22 protein-coding genes are annotated in these 20,990 nt (G+C 54.0%); 14 read left to right on the top strand and 8 right to left on the bottom strand.

Annotated elements, in window-relative coordinates:
• From uxaC to FMM01_RS09085, 3 genes are all read left to right on the top strand, one after another.
• Nucleotides 1-1,425: a glucuronate isomerase gene (gene uxaC / locus FMM01_RS09095; protein WP_027829140.1), complete on the top strand. Its 1,425-nt coding sequence runs from the start codon at nucleotides 1-3 to the stop codon at nucleotides 1,423-1,425.
• A gap of 193 nt (nucleotides 1,426-1,618) precedes the next feature.
• Nucleotides 1,619-2,791 (top strand): iron-containing alcohol dehydrogenase, encoded by a 1,173-nt coding sequence (locus tag FMM01_RS09090; protein WP_150392290.1) that lies wholly within the window; start codon nucleotides 1,619-1,621, stop codon nucleotides 2,789-2,791.
• 146 nt (nucleotides 2,792-2,937) lie between these two features.
• The gene (locus tag FMM01_RS09085) at nucleotides 2,938-4,536 is read left to right on the top strand and encodes a mannitol dehydrogenase family protein (RefSeq protein WP_150392289.1); all 1,599 of its coding nucleotides are present in this window, start codon (nucleotides 2,938-2,940) and stop codon (nucleotides 4,534-4,536) included.
• Nucleotides 4,537-4,599: 63 nt separating this feature from the next.
• Here FMM01_RS09085 and FMM01_RS09080 read toward each other — a convergent pair whose 3' ends face one another.
• Nucleotides 4,600-5,085, bottom strand: coding sequence for an ATP-binding protein (locus FMM01_RS09080; protein ID WP_186810145.1), 486 nt, complete (start codon nucleotides 5,083-5,085; stop codon nucleotides 4,600-4,602).
• Nucleotides 5,086-5,122: 37 nt separating this feature from the next.
• Nucleotides 5,123-6,019, bottom strand: coding sequence for a phosphate ABC transporter substrate-binding protein (locus FMM01_RS09075; RefSeq protein ID WP_063516375.1), 897 nt, complete (start codon nucleotides 6,017-6,019; stop codon nucleotides 5,123-5,125).
• A 211-nt stretch (nucleotides 6,020-6,230) separates the two neighbouring features.
• On the opposite strand from FMM01_RS09075, the gene FMM01_RS09070 reads away from it, so the two are divergent.
• On the top strand, nucleotides 6,231-8,552 hold the full coding sequence (locus FMM01_RS09070; RefSeq protein ID WP_150392288.1) for an ABC transporter ATP-binding protein/permease: 2,322 nt from the start codon (nucleotides 6,231-6,233) through the stop codon (nucleotides 8,550-8,552).
• Between the two features lie 173 nt (nucleotides 8,553-8,725).
• On the top strand, nucleotides 8,726-8,935 hold the full coding sequence (locus FMM01_RS09065; protein ID WP_027829308.1) for a hypothetical protein: 210 nt from the start codon (nucleotides 8,726-8,728) through the stop codon (nucleotides 8,933-8,935).
• An 87-nt stretch (nucleotides 8,936-9,022) separates the two neighbouring features.
• On the opposite strand, the gene FMM01_RS09060 is transcribed toward FMM01_RS09065, so the two are convergent.
• Nucleotides 9,023-9,979 carry a sugar-binding transcriptional regulator gene (locus FMM01_RS09060; protein ID WP_150392287.1) on the bottom strand — a complete coding sequence of 319 codons (957 nt, stop codon included), beginning with the start codon at nucleotides 9,977-9,979 and terminating at the stop codon, nucleotides 9,023-9,025.
• A 165-nt stretch (nucleotides 9,980-10,144) separates the two neighbouring features.
• On the opposite strand from FMM01_RS09060, the gene FMM01_RS09055 reads away from it, so the two are divergent.
• From FMM01_RS09055 to FMM01_RS09015, 9 genes are all read left to right on the top strand, one after another.
• Nucleotides 10,145-11,293, top strand: coding sequence for an NAD(P)-dependent malic enzyme (locus tag FMM01_RS09055; RefSeq protein ID WP_150392286.1), 1,149 nt, complete (start codon nucleotides 10,145-10,147; stop codon nucleotides 11,291-11,293).
• A gap of 63 nt (nucleotides 11,294-11,356) precedes the next feature.
• Nucleotides 11,357-12,331: an AEC family transporter gene (locus tag FMM01_RS09050; protein WP_027829305.1), complete on the top strand. Its 975-nt coding sequence runs from the start codon at nucleotides 11,357-11,359 to the stop codon at nucleotides 12,329-12,331.
• A 6-nt stretch (nucleotides 12,332-12,337) separates the two neighbouring features.
• Complete coding sequence (citC, locus tag FMM01_RS09045) at nucleotides 12,338-13,387, top strand: [citrate (pro-3S)-lyase] ligase (RefSeq protein ID WP_150392285.1); 1,050 nt, start codon at nucleotides 12,338-12,340, stop codon at nucleotides 13,385-13,387.
• Nucleotides 13,377-13,670, top strand: coding sequence for a citrate lyase acyl carrier protein (citD, locus tag FMM01_RS09040; RefSeq protein ID WP_027829303.1), 294 nt, complete (start codon nucleotides 13,377-13,379; stop codon nucleotides 13,668-13,670). The genes citC and citD overlap by 11 nt, the downstream gene beginning before the upstream one ends.
• A 1-nt stretch (nucleotide 13,671) precedes the next feature.
• Entirely contained in the window at nucleotides 13,672-14,586 is a 915-nt protein-coding gene (gene citE / locus FMM01_RS09035) for a citrate (pro-3S)-lyase subunit beta (protein ID WP_063516372.1), read from the top strand.
• Nucleotides 14,573-16,114: a citrate lyase subunit alpha gene (gene citF, locus FMM01_RS09030; RefSeq protein ID WP_035441076.1), complete on the top strand. Its 1,542-nt coding sequence runs from the start codon at nucleotides 14,573-14,575 to the stop codon at nucleotides 16,112-16,114. Before citE ends, citF begins: the two co-directional genes overlap by 14 nt.
• A gap of 136 nt (nucleotides 16,115-16,250) precedes the next feature.
• The gene (citX, locus tag FMM01_RS09025; protein WP_150392284.1) at nucleotides 16,251-16,814 is read left to right on the top strand and encodes a citrate lyase holo-[acyl-carrier protein] synthase; all 564 of its coding nucleotides are present in this window, start codon (nucleotides 16,251-16,253) and stop codon (nucleotides 16,812-16,814) included.
• On the top strand, nucleotides 16,801-17,679 hold the full coding sequence (citG, locus tag FMM01_RS09020; protein ID WP_150392283.1) for a triphosphoribosyl-dephospho-CoA synthase CitG: 879 nt from the start codon (nucleotides 16,801-16,803) through the stop codon (nucleotides 17,677-17,679). The genes citX and citG overlap by 14 nt, the downstream gene beginning before the upstream one ends.
• The gene (locus FMM01_RS09015) at nucleotides 17,676-18,143 is read left to right on the top strand and encodes a GNAT family N-acetyltransferase (RefSeq protein ID WP_150392282.1); all 468 of its coding nucleotides are present in this window, start codon (nucleotides 17,676-17,678) and stop codon (nucleotides 18,141-18,143) included. The genes citG and FMM01_RS09015 overlap by 4 nt, the downstream gene beginning before the upstream one ends.
• A gap of 58 nt (nucleotides 18,144-18,201) precedes the next feature.
• Here FMM01_RS09015 and FMM01_RS16250 read toward each other — a convergent pair whose 3' ends face one another.
• The 5 genes from FMM01_RS16250 to FMM01_RS09005 form a co-directional block, all read right to left on the bottom strand.
• Nucleotides 18,202-18,363, bottom strand: a complete 162-nt coding sequence (locus tag FMM01_RS16250) for a hypothetical protein (protein ID WP_190973317.1) — start codon at nucleotides 18,361-18,363, stop codon at nucleotides 18,202-18,204.
• A gap of 26 nt (nucleotides 18,364-18,389) precedes the next feature.
• On the bottom strand, nucleotides 18,390-18,548 hold the full coding sequence (locus FMM01_RS16245) for a hypothetical protein (RefSeq protein WP_190973316.1): 159 nt from the start codon (nucleotides 18,546-18,548) through the stop codon (nucleotides 18,390-18,392).
• Nucleotides 18,549-18,579: 31 nt separating this feature from the next.
• Complete coding sequence (locus tag FMM01_RS16240; protein WP_190973315.1) at nucleotides 18,580-18,756, bottom strand: hypothetical protein; 177 nt, start codon at nucleotides 18,754-18,756, stop codon at nucleotides 18,580-18,582.
• Between the two features lie 144 nt (nucleotides 18,757-18,900).
• Complete coding sequence (locus tag FMM01_RS09010) at nucleotides 18,901-19,872, bottom strand: DUF805 domain-containing protein (RefSeq protein ID WP_150392281.1); 972 nt, start codon at nucleotides 19,870-19,872, stop codon at nucleotides 18,901-18,903.
• A gap of 69 nt (nucleotides 19,873-19,941) precedes the next feature.
• Nucleotides 19,942-20,916 carry a DUF805 domain-containing protein gene (locus FMM01_RS09005; protein ID WP_150392280.1) on the bottom strand — a complete coding sequence of 325 codons (975 nt, stop codon included), beginning with the start codon at nucleotides 20,914-20,916 and terminating at the stop codon, nucleotides 19,942-19,944.
• Nucleotides 20,917-20,990: the final 74 nt, after the last annotated feature.

Here is a 20,990-nt window from a genome sequence, read left to right as displayed (position 1 = left end):
ATGGCCTTTTTAGATGATGATTTCTTACTGACCAACGCTCCAGCAAAGACGCTGTTCCATCAGTATGCGGACGGGCTGCCGATCATCGATTTCCACTGTCATTTGAATCCTCAGGAAATCTACGAGAACAAGCCCTTTAAGAACATGACCCGGATCTGGATCAACGAGGGTACTTACGGCGATCACTATAAGTGGCGCCTGGAGCGGGCCAACGGGGTGCCGGAGAAGCTGATCACCGGGGACGGCGACGACTACGACAAGTTCTTGGCCTGGGCGGACACGATGGCCCAAGCTTTCGGCAACCCGGTCTTCGAATGGACCCACTTGGAGTTGAAGCGGTACTTCGGGATTAATGACGTCTTGAACCGTCACACCGCACCGCTGATTTGGGAGCAGGCCAACAAGCTGTTAGCGACACCGGCCTTCAAGCCCCGGGCGCTGATCAAGAACAGCAACGTCCAAGTCGTCTGCACCACCGATGATCCGGCCTCTGATCTGCATTATCACCAATTGCTCAAGCAAGAGGAGGCGGCTAATGGGTTCAAAGTTTTGCCCGCCATGCGGCCAGATAAGCTGGTGCACATTGAAGCCGCTGGGTTTGGTGATTATCTGCGCGAATTGGGCCAGCAGGCCCAGATTCAGATTGGCTCGTTCGCCGCGTTGCAGACAGTGCTGGAGCAACGGTTCCAGTACTTTGCAGAAGTCGGCGGCCGGCTGTCTGACCATGGCTTGGACCGGTTCCGCTTTGTCGAAGCCAGTGCCGACGAACTGGATCGAATTTTGATGAAGGGCGTGCAGAATCAGCCGCTGACGAGTAAAGAACTGGATCAGTACCGAACAATGCTGATTGAAACACTGATGCGCTTGAACAAACGCTTCAACTGGACGATGCAGTTCCACGTGAATGCCGCGCGAAATCTGAGCCTGCCCGGATTTAAGGCCACTGGCGCGGATACCGGCTACGATGCGATGGGTACGCAACCGGATATCGTGGCGGAGTTCACCAAGCTGTTCACCGTAATGGATAACACTGGCGAAATGCCGAAGGTAATTTTCTATTCCTTGAACCCCAATGATTGGCTGGAAGCGGCCACAATGATGCAATCCTTCGGCGGCCAGGGCGATGTCCAGCACTTGCAGCTGGGGGCGGCGTGGTGGTTCAACGACACCGCCGAGGGCATGACTCAGCAGTTGCGAACCTATGCAGAGCAAAGCCTGCTGCCGCACTTTGTCGGAATGCTGACAGATTCCCGCTCGTTCCTGTCCTACCCGCGGCATGAATACTTCCGCCGCGTGCTGTGCAATTTCTACGGCCAGCTGATTGAACAGGGTCGGGTGCCGGATGATCTGGCAACCATTGGCCAAGTGGTGCAAAATATCAGTTACTACAATGCGCGCCGGTATTTTGGATTCTTCGATAATTGATTAATCTTGCTGGCAGACGGCCCGCGGGTGGGAAAAACTTTTCCTGCCCGAAGGCCGTCTTTGCTGTATTCAGCCGTTTTCAATGGACAATCACGGTAATTTGCCCATTGCAAGAAAGCGGATACAGAGATAGACTGGTAATTGTGTAAGGATGAGCTAATTGGGCTGATCACTTTTGGAAGAGGGGTTAATAATGGCAGAACGCAGTTATGATTTTTTGATGCCCAGTGTCAACTTTTTTGGACCCGGTGTCATTCATAAAGTAGGGGAACGCGCCAAGATTCTCGGCATGAAGAAGCCGGTGATCGTTACCGACAAGTTCTTGGAAACAATGAAGGACGGGGCGGTCCAGCAAGCTTTGCAGTCCTTGACTGAAGCGGGCGTGGATTATGTGATCTATAACGGGGTGGAACCGAATCCGAAGATTCGCAACATTCAAGAAGTGAAGAAACTTTACTTACAGTCAGGCGCCGACTCGATCATCACGATTGGCGGCGGTTCTGCCCATGATACCGGTAAGGGTGCCGGCATCATCCTGACCAATGGGGACGACATCACCAAGCTGGCGGGGATCGAGACGCTGGACAATGCCCTGCCGCCGCTGATTGCCGTAAACACGACCGCCGGTACGGGGTCCGAGCTGACCCGTCATGCCGTGATCACCAACGAACAGACGCACTTGAAGTTCGTCGTCGTATCGTGGCGCAATATTCCGCTGGTCTCTTTTAACGACCCGACGCTGATGCTGGACGTACCGCCGGCATTGACCGCCGCCACCGGGATGGATGCTTTTGTTCAAGCCATTGAGCCCTATGTGTCAGTGGACCGTAATCCGATCACCGATGCCCAATGTATCCAGGCCATTCAGCTGATTGAGGGCTCCTTGCGGGAAGCCGTGGCCAATGGGCATAATCTGGATGCCCGGACCAAGATGGTAGAGGCCGAAATGCTGGCCGGGATGGCGTTCAATAACGCCAACTTAGGCTACGTCCACGCCATGGCCCATCAACTGGGCGGTCAGTACGACGCGCCCCACGGTGTGTGCTGTGCCTTGCTGCTGCCGTATGTGGAGCAATACAACATTATTGCCTGCCCGGAACGGTTCGCTGAATTGGCAGACATTATGGGTGAAAATACGGCGGGGTTATCCACCCGCGATGCCGCCGAGTTGGCCATCAAAGCCATGAAGCAGATGTCTGAAGACGTTGGGATTCCGAAGTCAATCAAGGATATTGGCGCGAAGCCAGAGGACTTTGAGTTGATGGCGGAAAATGCGTTGAAGGATGGCAATGCGTTCTCTAACCCGCGTAAGGGGACGAAGCAGGATATTATTGATATTTTCCAAGCGGCGTACGACGCAGAATAAAGTATTGAGATGGCTGAAAATGGCACTTGCCTTGGGACAGGTGCCATTTTTGCATGTGATAATGGATTTGCGCAGAAACCCGGCAAGCGTGTTATGGTAAAGATGACAACGATTGGATTAAGATCATCAAATGGGGGTTATTTCGAATGGTAAAACTAACCGACGACTATCGCCGCGATGCCCGCTTATTCAAGGATGCCGGCATCACTGTCCCGCAATACGACCAAGCTGCCATGAAGGCGGCCACAGATGCTCATCCGGTATGGGTACACTTCGGCGGCGGTAATTTATTCCGTTGTTTTCACGCAAAAGTTGCCCAAGACCTGTTAGACAGCGGTGACCTGCAAAGCGGCATTATTGTGGCGACTACGCACAGTGCCACGATTCCCAAAACAATTTATGCACCCTATGAGAATCGGATGCTGCAAGTGATCGTGGCGCCCGACGGCAGCATGGAGAAGAATCTGATTGCTAGTGTCGCCCATGCCCTGTACTACAATCGAGCCGATCCGTTCGGCTGGTTCGTGCTTCGGGCCATTTTTGAACAGCCGTCACTGCAACTGGTCACCATGACAATTACGGAAAAGGGCTATGCGCTGCGGGATATGAATGGTGAGTTGACCGCAGATGCCCAATACGATATTACCCATGGCCCGGAAGTGGCGAACACGGCGATGGGAGCCATTGCGCGGCTGCTGTTTGCCCGTTACCAAAGCGGGGCTTTGCCGATTGCAATGGTCACGACGGACAACTTTTCTGAAAACGGCCAGTACTTTGAGAATGCCATTCTGACCATTGCTCAGGGCTGGTTGGACAACGGCTTTGTACCCCAAGGCTTTGTTGATTATCTGAAAGATCCTAAGCAGGTCAGCTTCCCTTGGACAATGATTGACCGGATCACGCCAGCGCCGGCGCAAAGTGTCGCTGACCAGCTGGCCCGGGATGGTTTTGAAGACACCACCATTACGAAGACCATCGCGCCCTTCGGTAACACGGAGCAGACTCATTATTTAGTGATTGAGGACAGCTTCCCCAATGGCCGGCCGCCGCTGGAGAAAGCCGGCGTGATCCTGACTGACCGGGATACTGTGAATGATGCCGACCAGATGAAGGTGACGGCGTGCCTGAACCCGCTGCATACCGCTTTGGGTATCTTTGGCAGTTTGCTGGGCTACACGGCCGTGGCTGATGAAATGGACAATCCAGACTTGGCAGCTTTGGTCAAGCGGCTGGGCTATCAGGAAGATTTGCCGGTCGTCAAAGATCCCAAGATCATTAATCCCAAGAAATTCTTGGATACGCTGATCGAACAGCGGCTGCCGAATAAGTACATTCCTGACACGCCCCAGCGGTTGGCCACCGACGCATCCCAGATGCTGTCGATTCGCTACGGCGTCACCATTCAGCATTATCTGGATCAAGGCGGCGACGCTATCCAAAAGCTGGTGGCCATTCCACTCATCCTTGCTGGTTGGTGCCGGTACTTGTTAGGCGTGGACGATAAGGGTGAGATATTTACGCCGAGTCCGGATCCGCTGCTGGCTGATTTGCAAAAAGAACTGCGCAGCGTGCAGGTGGGCCAGACGACCGATGTTCATGCGGTACTGCAACCGATTCTGAGCAACAAACAGATTTTTGGTCATGATTTGTATGCCATTGGTTTGGGCGACAAGGTCGAGGCCGACTTTAAGCGGATGATTGCCGGTCCTGGGGCAGTGGCCCAGGCGCTGCATGAGATTGCTTAACGTGTAACGAAAAGCAGTGTTCTGCTGGAAGAATTCAGTCAGAACGCTGCTTTTATTATTGGTCTAAAAGTGAATCACATAGTCACAATCCACAAACTGTTCCGGCGCTTCAAATGCCGCCAACTGCGCTGCAAGACCCGCCGCCGGCACATCATGAATACCGCGATGGGTCACCCGGCGCACCAGCTCCGGCAGCGGCGGGGTGGGAAATACAATGGCAAACACCCGGCAAGTCGGGGCCAGCAGTTTCACTCTTTTATATAGCGCCGTGCGCCTAGCCTGGTTCAGATTGGTCGCGTCGATGATGATTTTCTCTTGATTGGCGCGCAGTGCGGCTTCCAACCGCGCATGCAAGACGGCAAAAACTTGGGCGTTGGTACGCTTAACCACCGCAGGGGGCTGGTCGTACAAAGGATAGATGCCCGCCTGTTTGCACAGCTCATCCCGAATCGCGTCGGAAGACAAATCCACCACGTGCTTCTGCTCTTTCGCCCACGTGGTTTTGCCCGCGCCGGAAACGCCGATCAGTTCAAAAATATTACTGGCCACAATGCCCGGTACCCCCTATTCGGAGACTAGCATACCACTATGGCCGGACATCGTTGAGCTGGCCATCCGCGGTCCGTTCGACTTTCATCTCCTTGATGGAAATATAGCCCATTTTGCTGATCAAACTCTTTTGGACAGTATCAGACTGCAGATAGTTAATGTATTGAACCTCCGCCACAGTCGGCTTGCCCTTGACGTACAGATGCTCATAAGCCCATAACGGCCAGGTGCCGGTTACGATATTCGCCTTGGACGGCTTGATACCGTCGATGTAGACCGGGGTGACGCTGCTATCCAAATAGGAAAGCGCCAAGTAAGAAATGGCCCCAGGGGTCGCGGCGACCATTGCCCGGGCTTTCGCCGACGACTCCTGTTCCAGGCCGGTTTTCGGCTCGCTGCCGTGCAGTACTTGGCGGTCGAAACTGGTCCGGGTCCCGCTGCCCGCGGTCCGGTTAATAATGGTAATGGGCAGATCCGGTCCGCCCAGTTGCCGCCAATTTGTATAGTTACCGGCAAAGATTAAACGCAGGGCCGTGGTCGAAATGGTGCGTACGCCCAACCGATTGTTCACGATGGGGACAATGCCGACCACCGCAATTTTGTGATCCACCAGCGTGTTTGGCACCACGCCGTCTTTTTCTTCCGCAAAAATATCACTCATCCCGAAACTGACCTGGCCGTTGGCAACCTTGGTCAAACCGGCAGCGGAGCCGCCTTTTTGGATTGTGACATGGACGTTTGGATGATCTGCTGTATAATTCTTCGTTGCTTCCTCAACTAACGGAGCCATTGCAGTGGAACCGGCGAGGGTCAGCCGTTCCGGCGTGTGTGCGCCCAGCCGGCCGCCCTGGGCCACGGCAATACCGCCCACCAGGGCGACAACAACCAGCAACACTGCAGTACCCCAAATCAGTACTCGGCGTCGTTTGGTCATGATGATAACCTCCTCTTTCTTCACCCCCTAGTATAGGGAAGAAACGTAACGATCCCAGCTGGTTTTGTGTCACGAAAACGTAACGGCGGCGCAAGTCCAGACTTCCGACGGATAGACAGGGTGCAGAATATGGCATAATGTACCTATATCACGCAAAACGAAAATACCATCCGAGCGGTGGCCTTGGCCCTGCTCTAAAAAGGAGTTACGCATGCTTGAACTGAAGCACATCAAGAAGTATTACCACGTCGGCGATACGATCACGAAAGCGCTGGACGATGTCTCGGTGTCGTTCCGCCAACAAGAATTCGTCGCTATCCTTGGCCCTTCTGGTTCGGGGAAGACCACGCTGCTGAACATGATTGGTGGATTGGATCGGTATGATTCCGGCGATTTGATCATTGAAGGCAAATCGACTAAGACCTTCAAAGACGCGGATTGGGATGCCTACCGGAACAACTCCATCGGCTTCATTTTCCAGAGCTATAACCTGATCGGCCATTTAAGCATCATGGATAATGTCGAAATGGGCATGACCTTGTCCGGCGTATCCCGGGCGGAAAAGGAAAAACGGGCCGTGGATGCCCTGACCCGAGTTGGTTTGGCCGAGCATATGCACAAGCGGCCGAATCAATTATCCGGCGGGCAGATGCAACGGGTGGCGATCGCCCGGGCAATCGCCAATGATCCCGAGATCCTGCTGGCTGATGAACCCACCGGCGCGCTGGATTCCGAGACCAGTGAAGAAATCATGCAGCTGATCAAGGAGCTGTCCAAAGAACGGCTGGTGATCATGGTCACCCACAACCCGCAACTGGCAAAGCAGTATGCGGACCGGATCATCAACTTTGCGGACGGCAAGATTCTAAACGATTCCGCGCCGTACAGCGAGCACGAGGCGGACGATCATTTCACGCTTAAACGGACGAAGATGAGTTTCTGGACGGCGTTGAAATTATCGTTTACGAACATTAAGACGAAGAAGGGTCGGACGTTCCTGACGATGTTTGCTTCCAGTATCGGGATCATCAGCGTCGCCATCGTTTTAGCCCTGTCTACGGGGTTCCAGACCCAAATCGACAAGACCGAGGCGGAAACGCTGGCCCAGTATCCGATTACGATCGCCCAGCAAGGGCAGGATACGTCTCAGCGGCCGTCTCAGGAGAAGGGCTTTTCGAAAAGTGATCAAGTCACCGCGCAGACTAGTGCGGCCGATAAGGCCCAGCACGTCAATAAGATCAGCCAGAAGTACCTGGATTATCTGAACGGCTTAAACAAGAAATTGGCCAAAAACATCAGTTATACATACGCCACCGGCTTCAACCTGGTCCGCGACGTGAATGGCCAGTATAAACCGGTGAAGTTCTCCAACAGCAATCCCGAACGCAGCGGGGTAGACGCCAGTGCCATGATGTCCACGCTGGGCGTCGGCGGGTCGGTCTACCCGGTGGACCGGTACGGCAAACAGTCGTACCTGGAGTCCAATTACAAGGTGCTGGCTGGCAGCTATCCCAAGGCGGCGACCGACATCGTCTTAGTGGTCAACCGGGACAACACGGTAAATATCAACAGCTTGAAGAACTTAGGTTTTACCGTGAAAGAAAACCAGAAGTATAACTATAACGATCTGGTGGGCCAAACGGTAAAGGTTGTGGCCAATGATGACTACTATCAAAAGCTGCCCACCGGGAACTTCATTCCGAAGAAAGACTACAACGATATGGCCAACGCCAAGAACACGAAGACGTTGAAGATCACCGGCGTGCTCCGGGTGCGGTCGAAGAAGTCCGATGGCATGCTGGCCAGCGGGATTGCGTATTCGGATCGGCTGAGCAGTGAAATCATTGGTCAGAATAAGAACTCCGCTATTGTGGCCGCCCAAAAGAGCAGCGACACCAACGTCATGACCAACGAGACCTTGACAGCGAGCACCAAGAAGACGCTGCTCGCCTATCTGGGCGGTGACAAGATTCCGGCCGCAATTCAAATTTATCCGAATAACTTCGATGATAAGGATAAGATTCTGACTTATCTGGATAAATACAACAAGGGCAAGAGCAAGGCCGACAAAATCATCTACACCGATCTGGCCGGCACGGTGTCCAGCCTGACTGGCGGCCTGATGAGCGCCATCACCTATGTCCTAGTGGCCTTCGCTGGCATTTCCCTGGTGACCAGCATGATCATGATCGCCATCATCACCTATACCTCCGTTCTAGAACGGACGAAGGAAATTGGGGTGTTGAAAGCCCTGGGCGCTCGGAAGAAGGATATCACCCGGGTGTTCGACGCCGAAACCGTAATTCTCGGCGTCGGTGCCGGGGTCCTCGGCGTATTCATCGCCTGGCTGGCGACCTTCCCCATCAACATCATTTTGTATAACATCACCAGTTTAGCCAACGTTTCCCACCTCAACCCGATCCACGGGGTGATTTTGATCATTGTCTCCACGATCCTCACCGTCCTCGGCGGGCATATCCCGGCGCGGATGGCGGCGAAGAAGGATGCTGCGATTGCGTTGAGAACCGAGTAGTTTTAAATAGGCAGTAAAAAACAGAGCGGCGTCATTACCGGAATCTTCCGGTGATGACGCCGCTTTTACAATATCGTGACTGGTTTAGGTCCTTTTTCTTTAAGCTGCTTTGATACCATAACGTTAAGCGCAAGTGGCCAATAGGCTAAAATGGCTCGGGAAGGTGACAAACGATGCGTGAACGTGATTTAACACTGGCCAGCCTCGTACTGCTCAGTGCGGCCTGGTTAGCTGCCCTCATTGGCATCCCCGGTCCAGTAATTGCCTATTTGTGGCTTGCCGGCTTGGGTATCACGCTGACAGTGACCGGCATTCTACTAGCAAATCCCCAAATGGGGCTCAAAAAGATTAGAAGCACTAGAAAACATCAACCAATCGGGTAGCGCCCCGATTTGTCCAGACAATAAAACGGCCCAAGGATCAGAATACGAATTCTGGTTCTTGGGCCGCCTTTACTATCCGTGAGCAAATTATTTCTGTAATTCCGGTGCTTCGGCGACAATACGGTTGGCAACTGCTTCGCTGGTCACCAGATCAGTGAGCAGGCCGCCGCGCAAAGCGCCGAGGGTCGCCCGAGTCTTGAATTTGCTGGTCACAATGGCGAATCGGCGAGGTACGGCCATGACTTGCGCCAAAGGAATGCCCAGTACGGGGACGTCATCCGGGTTAATGAAGTCGCCGGCCACAGTATACGGCCGACCAAAGATGACCCCGGCAACGTCCGCGATGCGCTCACCCGGCACGATTTTCTCCCGCTGTTCATGCCAAATAGGAATCGAATCAATGGAGTCCATGGTGCCGATGCCGGTGATCAGCATGTCCATCTTGGACCCCAGTGCCAGCGTAGGCTGCAAGGCGGGTTCAGCACTGAGTAGTCGGCGGGCAGCGGGATCGAATACATACAAGGGGCCGACCAGGGTCCGATAGTTGCTGCTGAACTTGTTGGCGGCCATTTCCACCATCCGGGTCGATCCGGCGCGGGAATGATATTTCATGTTTTCCCCCAGATATTGGGTAAACAGAAGCTCTGGCTGATTGTCCGCGGCGAAATGCTGGATCACGTTGTAGATCGTTCCGCCCCAGGTCAAGCCCACCACGTGCTGGGTGCGGATCAAATTTTGACTTTGCTGAGCCGCATAGGCGACGACGTGTTCTGCGGTTTGGGTCGGGTTGGCGGCATCTTTGATAATTGCAATGTGGGGAATGTTAAAGGTCTGCCGGAATTGCAGTTCCAGGGCTTGAATGCGGGTGGTGGGGGCTTGAATGGTAATGGTCACTAAACCGGAGGCCTGAGCTTCGTGGAGATATTTTTCTACGAAATAGCGGGAAACATGGTATTTCTCCGCGAGCTCACTGATTGAAGCACGGGAAAAATAATAATCTTGAGCGATGGCGGTGAGGAGGGCCTGATGTTCCGGTGTCGCCATATGCATTACCTGCTTTCTTTAAATTCCCGACCATTATACCATTTATTTGGCATTAATTTTCAATTTTGAAAATTAAGCCTTTTAATTTGAAAAATAAAAAACACAGTGGCATAATAGGGAACCGTTGAGAACGGAAGATAATGGGTCAATAAGGAGGTCATTTTTTTGGCAAAAAATGAAGTAGAACAGCTGCACAGTGCCCACACTGGCGTGTTGTCCATCAAGCCGGAACTGGCGGTCAATAACCGCGACGACTTGGGTAAGGCGTACACGCCCGGAGTAGCCGGGTTGGCCAAAGAAATTGAAGCTGATCCAGCGAAAAAGGATATTTATACCACCAGCGGCAAGCTGGTCGCGGTAGTCACGGACGGCAGTGCCGTGCTCGGTTTGGGCAACATCGGCCCGGCTGGCGGGCTGCCCATTGTGGAGGGCAAAGCCTTGCTGTATAAGGAACTGGCCGGCGTGGATGCGATCCCCATGGCAGTGGAACAGGTCAGCATTGATGAGTTCGTCGCCACGATCAAGAACATCCAGAAGAGCTTCGCCGGGATCCATCTGGAAGATATTGCGGCGCCGCGGTGCTTCGCCATTGAAGATGCGCTGCAGCAGCAGCTGGACATTCCGGTCTATCATGACGACCAAGAGGGCAGTGCCATCGTTGTTTTAGCCGGCTTGATCAATGCCGCTAAAGTCGTGGGCAAGCCGCTGGCTGATTTAAAGATCGTTTTGACCGGCGTTGGCGCGTCCGGCATTGCCACCGCGAAATTGCTGCTGGCGGCCGGTATCAAGCACATCACCCTGGTGGATATCCACGGTGTCGTTAAGCCTGATGATGACCGGTACAACAGCTACCAGCGGGAATTGGCCGGCCAAGTGACCAGCGCCGCCGGCGATACGCTGGACGAGGTGATCGACGGGGCCGATGCCTTTGTCGGGTTGTCCGATGCCCATGTACTGACTGGGGCACAGGTGAAGAAAATGGCGGCTCAGCCGATTATTTTTGCCTTAGCCAATCCGGTTCCGGAAATTGATCCAGCCGAGGCCAAAGCGGCGGGGGCTGCGGTTATTGCCACCGGGGCCAGCAAATACCCGAATCAGGTCAACAACATTTTGGCCTTCCCCGGTTTGTTCCGTGGTTTGCTCAAGAGCGGCTTGAAGTCGGTGAATGTTGACTTGGAGACTAAAATTGCCGAGGCGCTCGCCGGTTTGATTACCGCGCCGACCGCTGAAAAAATTGTGCCCGGCGTGTTTGACGCAGGTGTCGTTGATGCTGTGACGGCGGGCGTAGAGGACTACGCCAAGACTCAAAAATAAAACATAGAACACTGGCGTCCGACTGCACTCGGTCGGGCGCCATGATGGGGTGAAAAAGTTATTATGGAAATCTTTTGGACATCGATCCAAAGCGTTCTAGCCATTATGATCATGATTGCGGTCGGCTACTTCGCTCAAGGAAAAGGCTGGTTTGACGAGAAGTTCTCCGGCGCCCTTTCCAAACTAATCATGCAAGTGGCTTTACCGGCATCTATTTTTATGTCGATGATGAACCACTTCAAGCCGGAGCAGCTGGCTAAATTGTCGGTCGGCCTGCTCTATAGTGTTGTCAGCATCACGATTGGCCTGTTGATTTCTTGGTTGGTCGTGCGCGTGCTGAAGGTACCCAAGGGTAAGCGCGGTCTGATGATGACCGCTATGAACTTTGCCAACACGGTCTTCATCGGGATGCCGTTGAACCAGGCTCTGTTCGGTGATAGTTCCATTCCGTACTTGCTGGTCTACTACATTGTCAACACCGTTATGCTTTGGACCATCGGCGTTTGGATCATTGCCGCTGACGATCCCACGGTTGGTGCTGATGGCACGGCTAAAGTGAAATTGGACTGGCACCACTTGATTCCCACACCGCTGTGGGGCTTCATTGTGGCTTTGCCGTTCATCTACATTCCCTGGCTGCGGACCCATTTGCTGGTCAACTTCGTCACTTTGACTTTGACGGATGTTGGCGCCCTGGTGACTCCGTTGTCCTTGATCTACATCGGGATTATGCTGAAGAGCTTCGGCATCGGCAACATGCAGTTTGACCGCAACGTGGTCGTCACGCTGCTGGGCCGGTTCGTGCTGGCGCCAGTGATCATGTTCCTGCTGATCGCTGCCGGCGTCAAAGCCGGCTTAGGGATGGTCCCGGTCTTCCAGAAGACCTTGATCATCCAGGCGGCCACGCCGACGTTCGCCGTGCTGCCGATTCTGGCCACGACCTATCATGGGGACGTCAAGTTTGCGACCAACATCGTCGTGTCAGCCTCTGTGCTCTTTGTGGTGGTCGTGCCGATCATCATGGTTTTACTGGGTTAATCGCCAATGGCTGATATTCGTGATCTCCATTTACGGGTGCCCGGTGTGCGCCAAGCATGGCTGGCTTTTCTCGCCGCCCACGGCTTGAGCGGCTTCTCTGATGCGGAGATTGCCAGCGTGGACAGTGTCATTGGTCTTTATGACGGCGATCGCTTAGTGGGCACCGGGGCCATTGCCGGCAACGTCCTCAAGTTCATTGCGGTGGACGAGGGCGACACGCCGGGGGCGAACTTTAATCAGGTCGTCTCTGAGCTGCAATCCCGGCTGATGCTGGCCGGTCATAGCCACATGATGGTGTTCACGAAGCCGCAATACGAAGCCAGTTTTGGTCATGTGGGTTTCACCACACTGGCCAAAACAGACGTTGGTGTGCTGCTGGAAGCGGGCATGCCGGGGATTAAGCAATACCTCACGCAACTGCCCGGCGTCGGCGATCAAGCGGCCAAACACGTGGCGGCCATCGTGATGAATGCTAATCCGTTCACCCGCGGTCACCGGTATTTGGTGGAAAAAGCGGCGTCTGAAAACGACATCGTGGATGTTTTCGTGGTGTCCACCGACCGCTCGCTGTTCACCAGCGCGGAACGGATGCAGCTGGTCCAGGCGGGCCTGGCGGACTTGAAGAACGTGCGCGTCTATCCTGGCGGCGACTATATGGTCAGCTATGCCACATTCCCTGCGTATTTTCTGAAATCCGGGGATGACGTTATTCGCTATCAGACCACCTTAGACGCCCGGCTGTTCCGAAACTGGGTCGCGCCGACGCTGCACATCACCAAACGCTACGTCGGCGAGGAACCCAAGTCCCACACTACCGCCATTTACAATGACGTACTGGCCCAGGAACTGCCGCCAGCGGTGCAGCTGATCGTCGTGCCGCGTCTCACAGAGGCGGGCACGGTGGTCACCGCCACCCAGGTGCGCCAAGCCATTGCGGAGGCGCAACTGGCCACCGTCAAGGATTTCTTACCGCCAACAACATGGCAGTTCATTCAGGATCATTACGCTGAGTTACTGAAGCGAATTGAGAAAGGACAGAATGTTCGTGGAAATTAAAAAAACTGCACTGGCAGGGACGCTGGAGTCTTCTGACATCCAGATCACCCTGTCGCCGGCAACGGCCGGTGGAATTCAGATCGACTTGGATTCCGCTGTTGCCAGCCAATATGGTGACGAAATTAAAAAGGTTATCACTGATACACTGACTGGTTTCAAGATTGACAATGCGCTGGTCAAGGCTGTGGATAAAGGGGCTTTGGATTGTGTGATTAAGGCGCGGACCATTGCGGCCGCACAACGGGCATTGGAACAGACAGAACCTGCTTGGGAGGTGCTTTAATATGGCAGAGACTGAAGAACGTTTACGCCGGACGATGATGTTCGTCCCCGGCAACAACCCGGCCATGTTGAAGGACGCTGGGATCTACGGCGCCGACTCCATCATGTTTGACCTGGAAGATGCCGTTTCTTTGCAGGAAAAGGATGCCGCCCGGGACTTGGTTTATGAAGCCTTGCAGACAGTGGACTACGGCAATGCTGAAAAGGTCGTCCGGGTCAATGGCGTCGACACCCCGTTTTACAAGGATGACGTTCGGGCGATGGTTAAGGCGGGTATTGATGTCATTCGCCTGCCGAAGACTGAAACAGCCGACATGATCAAGGAATTAGTGGACGATGTCGCCTCTGCCGAGACTGAATTTGGCCGAGAAGAGGGCTCCACCCACGTGATGGCGGCCATCGAAAGTGCCAAGGGCGTGGTTAACGCCAACGAAATCGCGGCCGCTTCCGACCGGATGATTGGGATCGCGTTGTCCGCCGAAGACTACACTACCGACATGAAGACTCACCGGTACCCGGATGGCCGCGAGCTGGAATATGCCCGCAACGTTATCCTGCATGCTGCTCGGGCCGCCGGTATTGCGGCTTTCGATACGGTATTCACCAACCTGGACGACGAAGCCGGCCTGATTCGCGAGACGCAATTTATTCACCAGCTGGGTTATGACGGCAAGTCCGTCATCAATCCGCGGCAAATCGCGGTGATCAACAAAGTCTATGCACCAACCAAGGCGGAGATTCAAACTGCACAGCAAGTCATTGCAGCGATTGAAGAAGCCCACGAGAAGGGTTCCGGCGTCATTTCCCTGAACGGCCAAATGGTCGATCGGCCAGTGGCTCTGCGGGCCCAGCGGGTCATGAACTTAGCCAAGGCGTCACACTTAGTAGACGAGGAGGGCAATTATGTCGAAGAATAATGTCGGTGTGGATATTCCCGATTCCATTTTGAATCAGTATGATTACAAACCCTATGCGGGGGCAAAATTGGGCAACCCCGTCAGTCAACGGGTTGCTCCTCAAGTGCGTGCCCAATTTGGCGAGAACAAGGTCGTTAATTCCATCGCCGATGTCGTCAAGGCCGAGGTCAAAGACGGTATGACGATTTCCTTCCACCACCATCTGCGGGAGGGCGACCAAGTCTTCAATGAAGTGATGCAGGTGATCATTGATCAGGGTATCAAAGATCTGACCCTGGCCCCGTCTTCTTTGACCAACGTCATGAACGACATGGTCGTCAAGGCAATTAAGGCTGGTACAGTCACCCACATCACTAGTTCCGGCATGCGCGGTTCCCTGGGTGATGCGGTTTCCCACGGTGCCTTAAAGAGCCCCGTGATTTTCCGTTCCCATGGCGGCCGGGCCCGGGCGATTGAAACCGGCAAAATCAAGATCGACGTGGCCTTCCTTGGCGTGCCGAACTCAGATGCGGAGGGCAATGCCAACGGTATGACCGGCGATGCTGCCTTTGGTTCTCTGGGGTATGCCCTGATGGATGCCAAGTACGCCAACAAAGTCGTGCTGCTGACTGACAATCTGGTGGATTACCCGAATACGCCGGCCTCCATTAACCAGACCCAGGTCGATTATGTGGTTAAGGTTGCTCAAGTTGGTGATCCAGACAAGATTGGTTCGGGCGCAACTCGGTTTACCAAGGATCCCAAGGAATTGAAGATCGCTCAAATGGTCAACGACGTGATTACCCATTCCCAATACTTCAAGGATGGCTTCTCGTTCCAGACCGGTTCCGGCGGTGCCGCGCTGGCCGTGACTCGATACTTACGCCAGTCCATGCTGGACAAGGGCATCAAGGCGTCCTTCGCCTTAGGCGGAATCACCAAGCCGACCACTGATTTATTGGCCGAGGGTCTCGTGAAGAAAGTCATGGACGTCCAAGATTTCGATAAAGGCGCTGCAAATTCTATGCATACCAACCCTGCACAGCAGGAAATTGATGCTTCCTGGTATGCTGATCCTTTCAACAAGGGCGCTATGGTTGATAAGCTGGATGTCGTGATCCTGTCTGCGCTGCAAATCGACACGGACTTCAACGTCAACGTCTTGACCGGTTCCGATGGTGTTCTGCGGGGCGCCGTTGGCGGGCACCAAGATGCTGCCACGGCGAAGCTGACGATCATTTCCGCACCGCTGGTTCGGGGCCGCTTGGCAACCATCGTACCGAAGATGACCTCCATTACGACGCCGGGCGAATCTATTGACGTCGTGGTAACCGAGATTGGGATTGCCATCAATCCGCGGCGCAAGGATCTCATTGATGCTTTGAGCCATATTCCGGGTGTGCCGGTGTTCACGATTCAAGAGCTGGCCGCCAAGGCGGAGGCTATTGTGGGCAAGCCCAAGGCGATTGAGTATACGGATCGGCCGGTGGCCCTGGTGGAATACCGGGACGGCAGTTTGATTGATGTGATCAATCAGGTTAAGGATTAATCTGTTAATGTTTTGAACACGGGGCTGGGATAAAATCTCTCTCTGCTACGCACTTGACACTCGGTGCGGCGAGAAGCTAGACTTTTTGTTCCAGTCCCGTATTGTATATAATTAATAGCGCAGAAAGGGTGACTTCATGGCAGAGACGATTTTCGATCAGGGGGCAGACGAGGATATTATGGCAGTGCTGGCCAATAAGGATGCCCGGGTGGCGTATCAGGATAAGCTCATGGCGGACTATCCGGACAGTACGATTTTGGCCACTAAGCTGAATATTCCGGGGCCGATCAAGAATAATGATCATTTGGAGCAGCTGTTTGCAGCAGGTGTTCGGCAACTGCACGCCCTGTTTCCGACGGGTACGGTGACGGTCCAGCCGGAGTGGCATAAGCCCACCGGTCCGGAGGCTTTCTGGGTCGTTGAGTTGCCGGTCAATGCGGCGAAACAACGGGCGATTCAGTTTGAAGACCAGTATGCCCTGGGCCGCCTTTTTGATGTGGATGCGCTCACCTTGGCCACGAAAGAAAAACCGTTATCCCGCCAGGATTTGGGTTATCCGGCCCGCCGCTGCCTGATCTGCGGCCGGCCGGCCAAGGAGTGCGCCCGGTCCCGCCGGCACAGTGTCGCTGAATTGCAAGCGGAGATCAGCCGCCGTTATTTTACCTACTTTAATCAGGATATGGCCCATGCAGGTAAGTGAGTTGCCGCTGCTGGCGGAACGGGCGTTGATCTATGAAGTGCTGGTGAACCCGAAACCGGGGTTGGTCGATCCGGTGAGTGCGGGGGCCCATCGGGATATGGATGTCTTCACATTTGTGGACAGTGCGACTGCTCTGCGGCCATATTTTGAACAAGTCGCAAAAATTGGCGCCGCATACCCGGAGACCGATTTGCGCGGATTATTTCACGCTATTCGGCCAGTGGGGGTCCAGGCAGAGAAGACGATGTTTGCGGCGACGGCGGGAATCAATACGCATAAAGGCGCAATTTTTTCCCTCGGTGTGCTGGTGGCGGCAACTGCCTGGACGATGCAGCAAGATGCGGTCCTGACAGTGAACCGCATCATCCGCGCCGTTCAGGCAATGCTGGCCGGTTTAACGGCTAATGATTTCGCTGGCGTGCAGGAAAAATCCCCAACAGAATTAACGGCTGGGGAACGGGAATATCTGAAATACGGCTTCACCGGTATCCGTGGCGAAGCCGAGGCCGGCTTTCCCGCGGTAACCGAATGGGCGCTGCCGTTTTTGCGGACGCAAGCAGCCGGTGATCGGAATACCCGGTTGCTGGACACCTTCATGGTAATCGTCGCCCATACCCGGGACAGTAATGTGATCAAACGGGCCGGCACGGCGGATATTATTCCCTGGGTTCATGACCAAACTGCCGCTTATTTCCAGCTGGGCGGTGCTCAAACCGTGGCCGGCAGGCAGTTTCTCACCGATTTGAACGCCACGTTCATTGACCGCAATTTGAGTTTGGGCGGCAGTGCGGATCTATTGATTTTGACCATCTATCTGGCGCTCGTGTTTGATTGGCTGCCATTTCAAGAGGAGGATCAGACATGATTCAGTGGCGTTCCATTCAGCATGGTGATGAAGCCGCCATCGTGGCGGTGTTCATCGCCAGCGTGCATCAAGTGGCCCGGCGGGATTACCCGCCGGAACAATTAGCTGCTTGGGCACCGGAGACTGGCATCGACCCGGTGGCGTGGTGCGCACCGCTGTTTCAGGACGACACGCTGGTGGCCGTCAGTGCCGGCCGCATCGTCGGGTTCGCCAACATGACCCAAGCGGGGTATCTGGATCGGGTCTACGTGGCGCCGACGCATCAAGGCCAAGGAATTGCCAGTCATTTGGTCGATGTGTTGGAACAGCATGCCCGCGTTCGCGGTGTGCACCGGATCACGGTGGCCGCGTCGCACACGGCGTTGGCGTTTTTCAAGGCGCGGGGCTACCAGGCAGTGCGGGCGAACATTGTGGAACGGGACGGTGTCAGGATCGGTAATACGATCATGGCGAAAGTGATTTAAAAGGACCAGCAAATCGGCATTATCCTCCGGTTTGCTGGTCCTTTTTGGCTTCTGCTGCTCAGTTGTCTTTATCCACCGATTGATTGTGGAATTTTGTGCCTTGGGGAATGCTGTAGCCCATGGCGAGACCAACTTGGCGGAGTTCCTCATCAGTGAAATGAGCGAGAATTTCCTCTTCCGTAGTTACGGGCAGCAGACGATCAGCACGTTCTTTTGACATGGAAACGAACACTCCTTTGTACTGAGCTATTTAGACTGGTTGCTGTTTTCGTGGAACTTAACATTCTTGGGGAAGATATAGCCCATTTCTTCGCCAATTTCACGCAGCTCTTCGTCGGTGAAGGCGTTGAGAATATTTTGTTCGGTGAGGATCGGCATTCGCTTGTCGATGTCTTTCATGGCCATGGTCATTCCTCAATTCTTGTGCGCAAGGCTGTTATTGTTCTTTAGCTTGATGCTTGGACTGGTTGGTTTCTTCGGGGAACTTTACATTTCTGGGGAAAATGTAGCCCATACCCTCACCAAGTTTACACAGTTCATCATCGGTAAATGTGTCAATAATCTGCTTTTCTGTCAGGAGGGGCAACCGTTTGTCAATGTCTTCCATCGCCATAGTCTGTGCTCCTTTACAGGTGGTGCTGATACTCTCACGGTTTACAATAAACGAGTCGCAGGTTCCACGATAAGGAATCACCATAGCCTGTTGAACAAAAAAACGACCATCGATACCCGACGGCCGCACATTTAACAGTAGTGATCAGTGGTTATCAATTGGATTCTTCGAAGGCAGAACCGTGATAATGAGTGTAATCAGCCATAGAATGAAGTAAATAATCCACGCAATCGCAATGGTGTGCGAGTTGGCAGCAATCATCGCTGTAATCAACTGAGCGCCCCATAAGACCCCATACCACCACGGGCTCACCCCAGCATCCCGGAAACGACGCAGGAGCAAAGTGAATTGCGGTAACGTGAATAAGGAACTCACAGCGAATACGACGCCGATTGTCGACCACAACACGCGGAAAGCACCAGTACCCGGGTCCAAAAGTGTGGTCGTTACGGCATATGTTGAAAATAAGATCAACGGAACCGCAACAATCAGTGAGATGACGGCAATAATACCCCCCCATAAGACGATCCACCAGTACTCGGACCGGCTGGACCGGCCGCTGAAGACGCCTGCCCGGCGGAAGAATTCAGGGATGGCACCGACCATACCGACCCGGCGGCCGTCCTCATTAGGCCGGGTGGACCACAGCGGAACTGGGTGACGGGTGGGCAATACTTTAATCACAAGGTCGGCGAGATACAAGATGCCAATCGTGATTTGCACCGCTGTCGTGGAAATAGCCAAGCCAGTCAAGAAGATGGGCACGACGCGGGTGATCAACAGCAGCCATGGATTGACACCGGCATCCCGATACCGGCGAATGAGCAGCGCCCAACTCGGCAACCCTTGGAATAGGAACCATTCGAGGATGAGGACGACGACAATTCCCAGAAAACCGCCAAAAACGTATTCCAACGGTTGATTATCATTCTGGCCCCAGGCCAAGAACGTCGCGGCCACACCGCTGACTAGCAGGATGCCGACCCCGATGACAGCAACCAGCGTATTCATTAAGAAAATCCACCAATACTGGCCTCGCGTACTGCTGCCGCGGAAGTCGCCGGCACGGAACCAGAAGTCTTTAAATGCGTGAACAAAGCCTACCTGTGTGTTCATCTCGAAGACACCCCTTTTAAAAATTGCATCCAGCGAGTTGCGGCTTTCCTAGGACCCGTTGAATAGAAGTTACACGTCCCGACCAGATTTCTTCGTTGGCAAAACGGTAATCACAACTTCCACCAGCCAAAGGACGATCCGCACGACCCAAGCAAAAACGATAGCCTTGTCACTGGCGATGATTAAGGTGACGATCACATTCATCACCCATAACGCGCCGTACCACCAAGGACTCACCCCGGCATCCCGGAATCGGCGAAGCAATAGGGTGAGCTCGGGCAGGGTAATGAGGGACCCGATGCCGATCAAGAGGCCCAAAACTAGAAAATAACGGGTGAGATTCGGCACATCACCGACTGCACCGGAAGCTCCTTGCACGCCCAGAAAAATGATCATCGGCACAATGGCCATGGTCACCACCATGATCACGATACTGATGAGAATCGACAGCAAGCATACCCACCAATATTGAGACCGGCTGGAGCGGCCGCTGAAGATGCCGGCCCGCCGGAAGAAATCCGCCAACGCACCGCCCATACCAACTTTGCGGCTCGGCTCATTCGGTCGGGTCGACCAGAGCGGCACGGGATGACGGGTCGGCAGCAATTTGACTACGAAATCAATGAGACCGAGGACTAACATGATGATCCAAGCAATTGGGTTATTGCCCGCAATAGCCAAAATTACGATGGGGCCCAACCACGTTACCAGCAACAGCCAAGGGCTGACCCCTGCATCTCGGTACCGGCGAATGGTTAAGCTCAAATTGGGCAGCCCTTGATAGAAGAACCAAGCCACCAATCCGACCACAATGACGCCGACGGTGCCGCCAAAGAGTTGCACGGGCAGACCCGGACCAATTTCATGAGTGCCGAAACTAAAAATGTAGATAGCTAACCAAATTGCGCCGACAGTGACGAGGGCAATCAAGAAGTTTAATAAAACGATCCACCAATATTGTCCCCGCGTACTGCTCCCGCGGAAGTCTCCGGCTCGGAACCAGAAATCTTTAAATGCGCCGACAAAGCTTTTTTGGGAGTTCATCGCCACCACCTGCCTTTCACTGACAAATTGTGAGCGCCAAACAAGTGTGATGCAATGGAAACAGGTGAGGTCTT

The organism is Schleiferilactobacillus harbinensis (genome assembly GCF_008694105.1).
In the GTDB taxonomy this organism is placed as follows: Bacteria; Bacillota; Bacilli; order Lactobacillales; family Lactobacillaceae; genus Schleiferilactobacillus; species Schleiferilactobacillus harbinensis.
Note: the sequence above shows the minus strand (reverse complement) of the source record. Positions and strands in the feature narration are given on the sequence as shown.

Excerpts from the sequence above, each read along its gene's own strand:
- uxaC (WP_027829140.1), top strand. The coding sequence starts at position 1 with ATGGCCTTTTTAGATGATGATTTCTTACTGACCAACGCTCCAGCAAAG.
- FMM01_RS09090 (WP_150392290.1), top strand. The coding sequence starts at position 1,619 with ATGGCAGAACGCAGTTATGATTTTTTGATGCCCAGTGTCAACTTTTTT.
- FMM01_RS09085 (WP_150392289.1), top strand. The coding sequence starts at position 2,938 with ATGGTAAAACTAACCGACGACTATCGCCGCGATGCCCGCTTATTCAAG.
- FMM01_RS09075 (WP_063516375.1), bottom strand. The coding sequence starts at position 6,019 with ATGACCAAACGACGCCGAGTACTGATTTGGGGTACTGCAGTGTTGCTG.
- FMM01_RS09070 (WP_150392288.1), top strand. The coding sequence starts at position 6,231 with ATGCTTGAACTGAAGCACATCAAGAAGTATTACCACGTCGGCGATACG.
- FMM01_RS09065 (WP_027829308.1), top strand. The coding sequence starts at position 8,726 with ATGCGTGAACGTGATTTAACACTGGCCAGCCTCGTACTGCTCAGTGCG.
- FMM01_RS09060 (WP_150392287.1), bottom strand. The coding sequence starts at position 9,979 with ATGGCGACACCGGAACATCAGGCCCTCCTCACCGCCATCGCTCAAGAT.
- FMM01_RS09050 (WP_027829305.1), top strand. The coding sequence starts at position 11,357 with ATGGAAATCTTTTGGACATCGATCCAAAGCGTTCTAGCCATTATGATC.
- citC (WP_150392285.1), top strand. The coding sequence starts at position 12,338 with ATGGCTGATATTCGTGATCTCCATTTACGGGTGCCCGGTGTGCGCCAA.
- citE (WP_063516372.1), top strand. The coding sequence starts at position 13,672 with ATGGCAGAGACTGAAGAACGTTTACGCCGGACGATGATGTTCGTCCCC.
- citF (WP_035441076.1), top strand. The coding sequence starts at position 14,573 with ATGTCGAAGAATAATGTCGGTGTGGATATTCCCGATTCCATTTTGAAT.
- citX (WP_150392284.1), top strand. The coding sequence starts at position 16,251 with ATGGCAGAGACGATTTTCGATCAGGGGGCAGACGAGGATATTATGGCA.
- citG (WP_150392283.1), top strand. The coding sequence starts at position 16,801 with ATGCAGGTAAGTGAGTTGCCGCTGCTGGCGGAACGGGCGTTGATCTAT.
- FMM01_RS09015 (WP_150392282.1), top strand. The coding sequence starts at position 17,676 with ATGATTCAGTGGCGTTCCATTCAGCATGGTGATGAAGCCGCCATCGTG.
- FMM01_RS16250 (WP_190973317.1), bottom strand. The coding sequence starts at position 18,363 with ATGTCAAAAGAACGTGCTGATCGTCTGCTGCCCGTAACTACGGAAGAG.
- FMM01_RS16245 (WP_190973316.1), bottom strand. The coding sequence starts at position 18,548 with ATGGCCATGAAAGACATCGACAAGCGAATGCCGATCCTCACCGAACAA.
- FMM01_RS16240 (WP_190973315.1), bottom strand. The coding sequence starts at position 18,756 with ATGGCGATGGAAGACATTGACAAACGGTTGCCCCTCCTGACAGAAAAG.
- FMM01_RS09010 (WP_150392281.1), bottom strand. The coding sequence starts at position 19,872 with ATGAACACACAGGTAGGCTTTGTTCACGCATTTAAAGACTTCTGGTTC.
- FMM01_RS09005 (WP_150392280.1), bottom strand. The coding sequence starts at position 20,916 with ATGAACTCCCAAAAAAGCTTTGTCGGCGCATTTAAAGATTTCTGGTTC.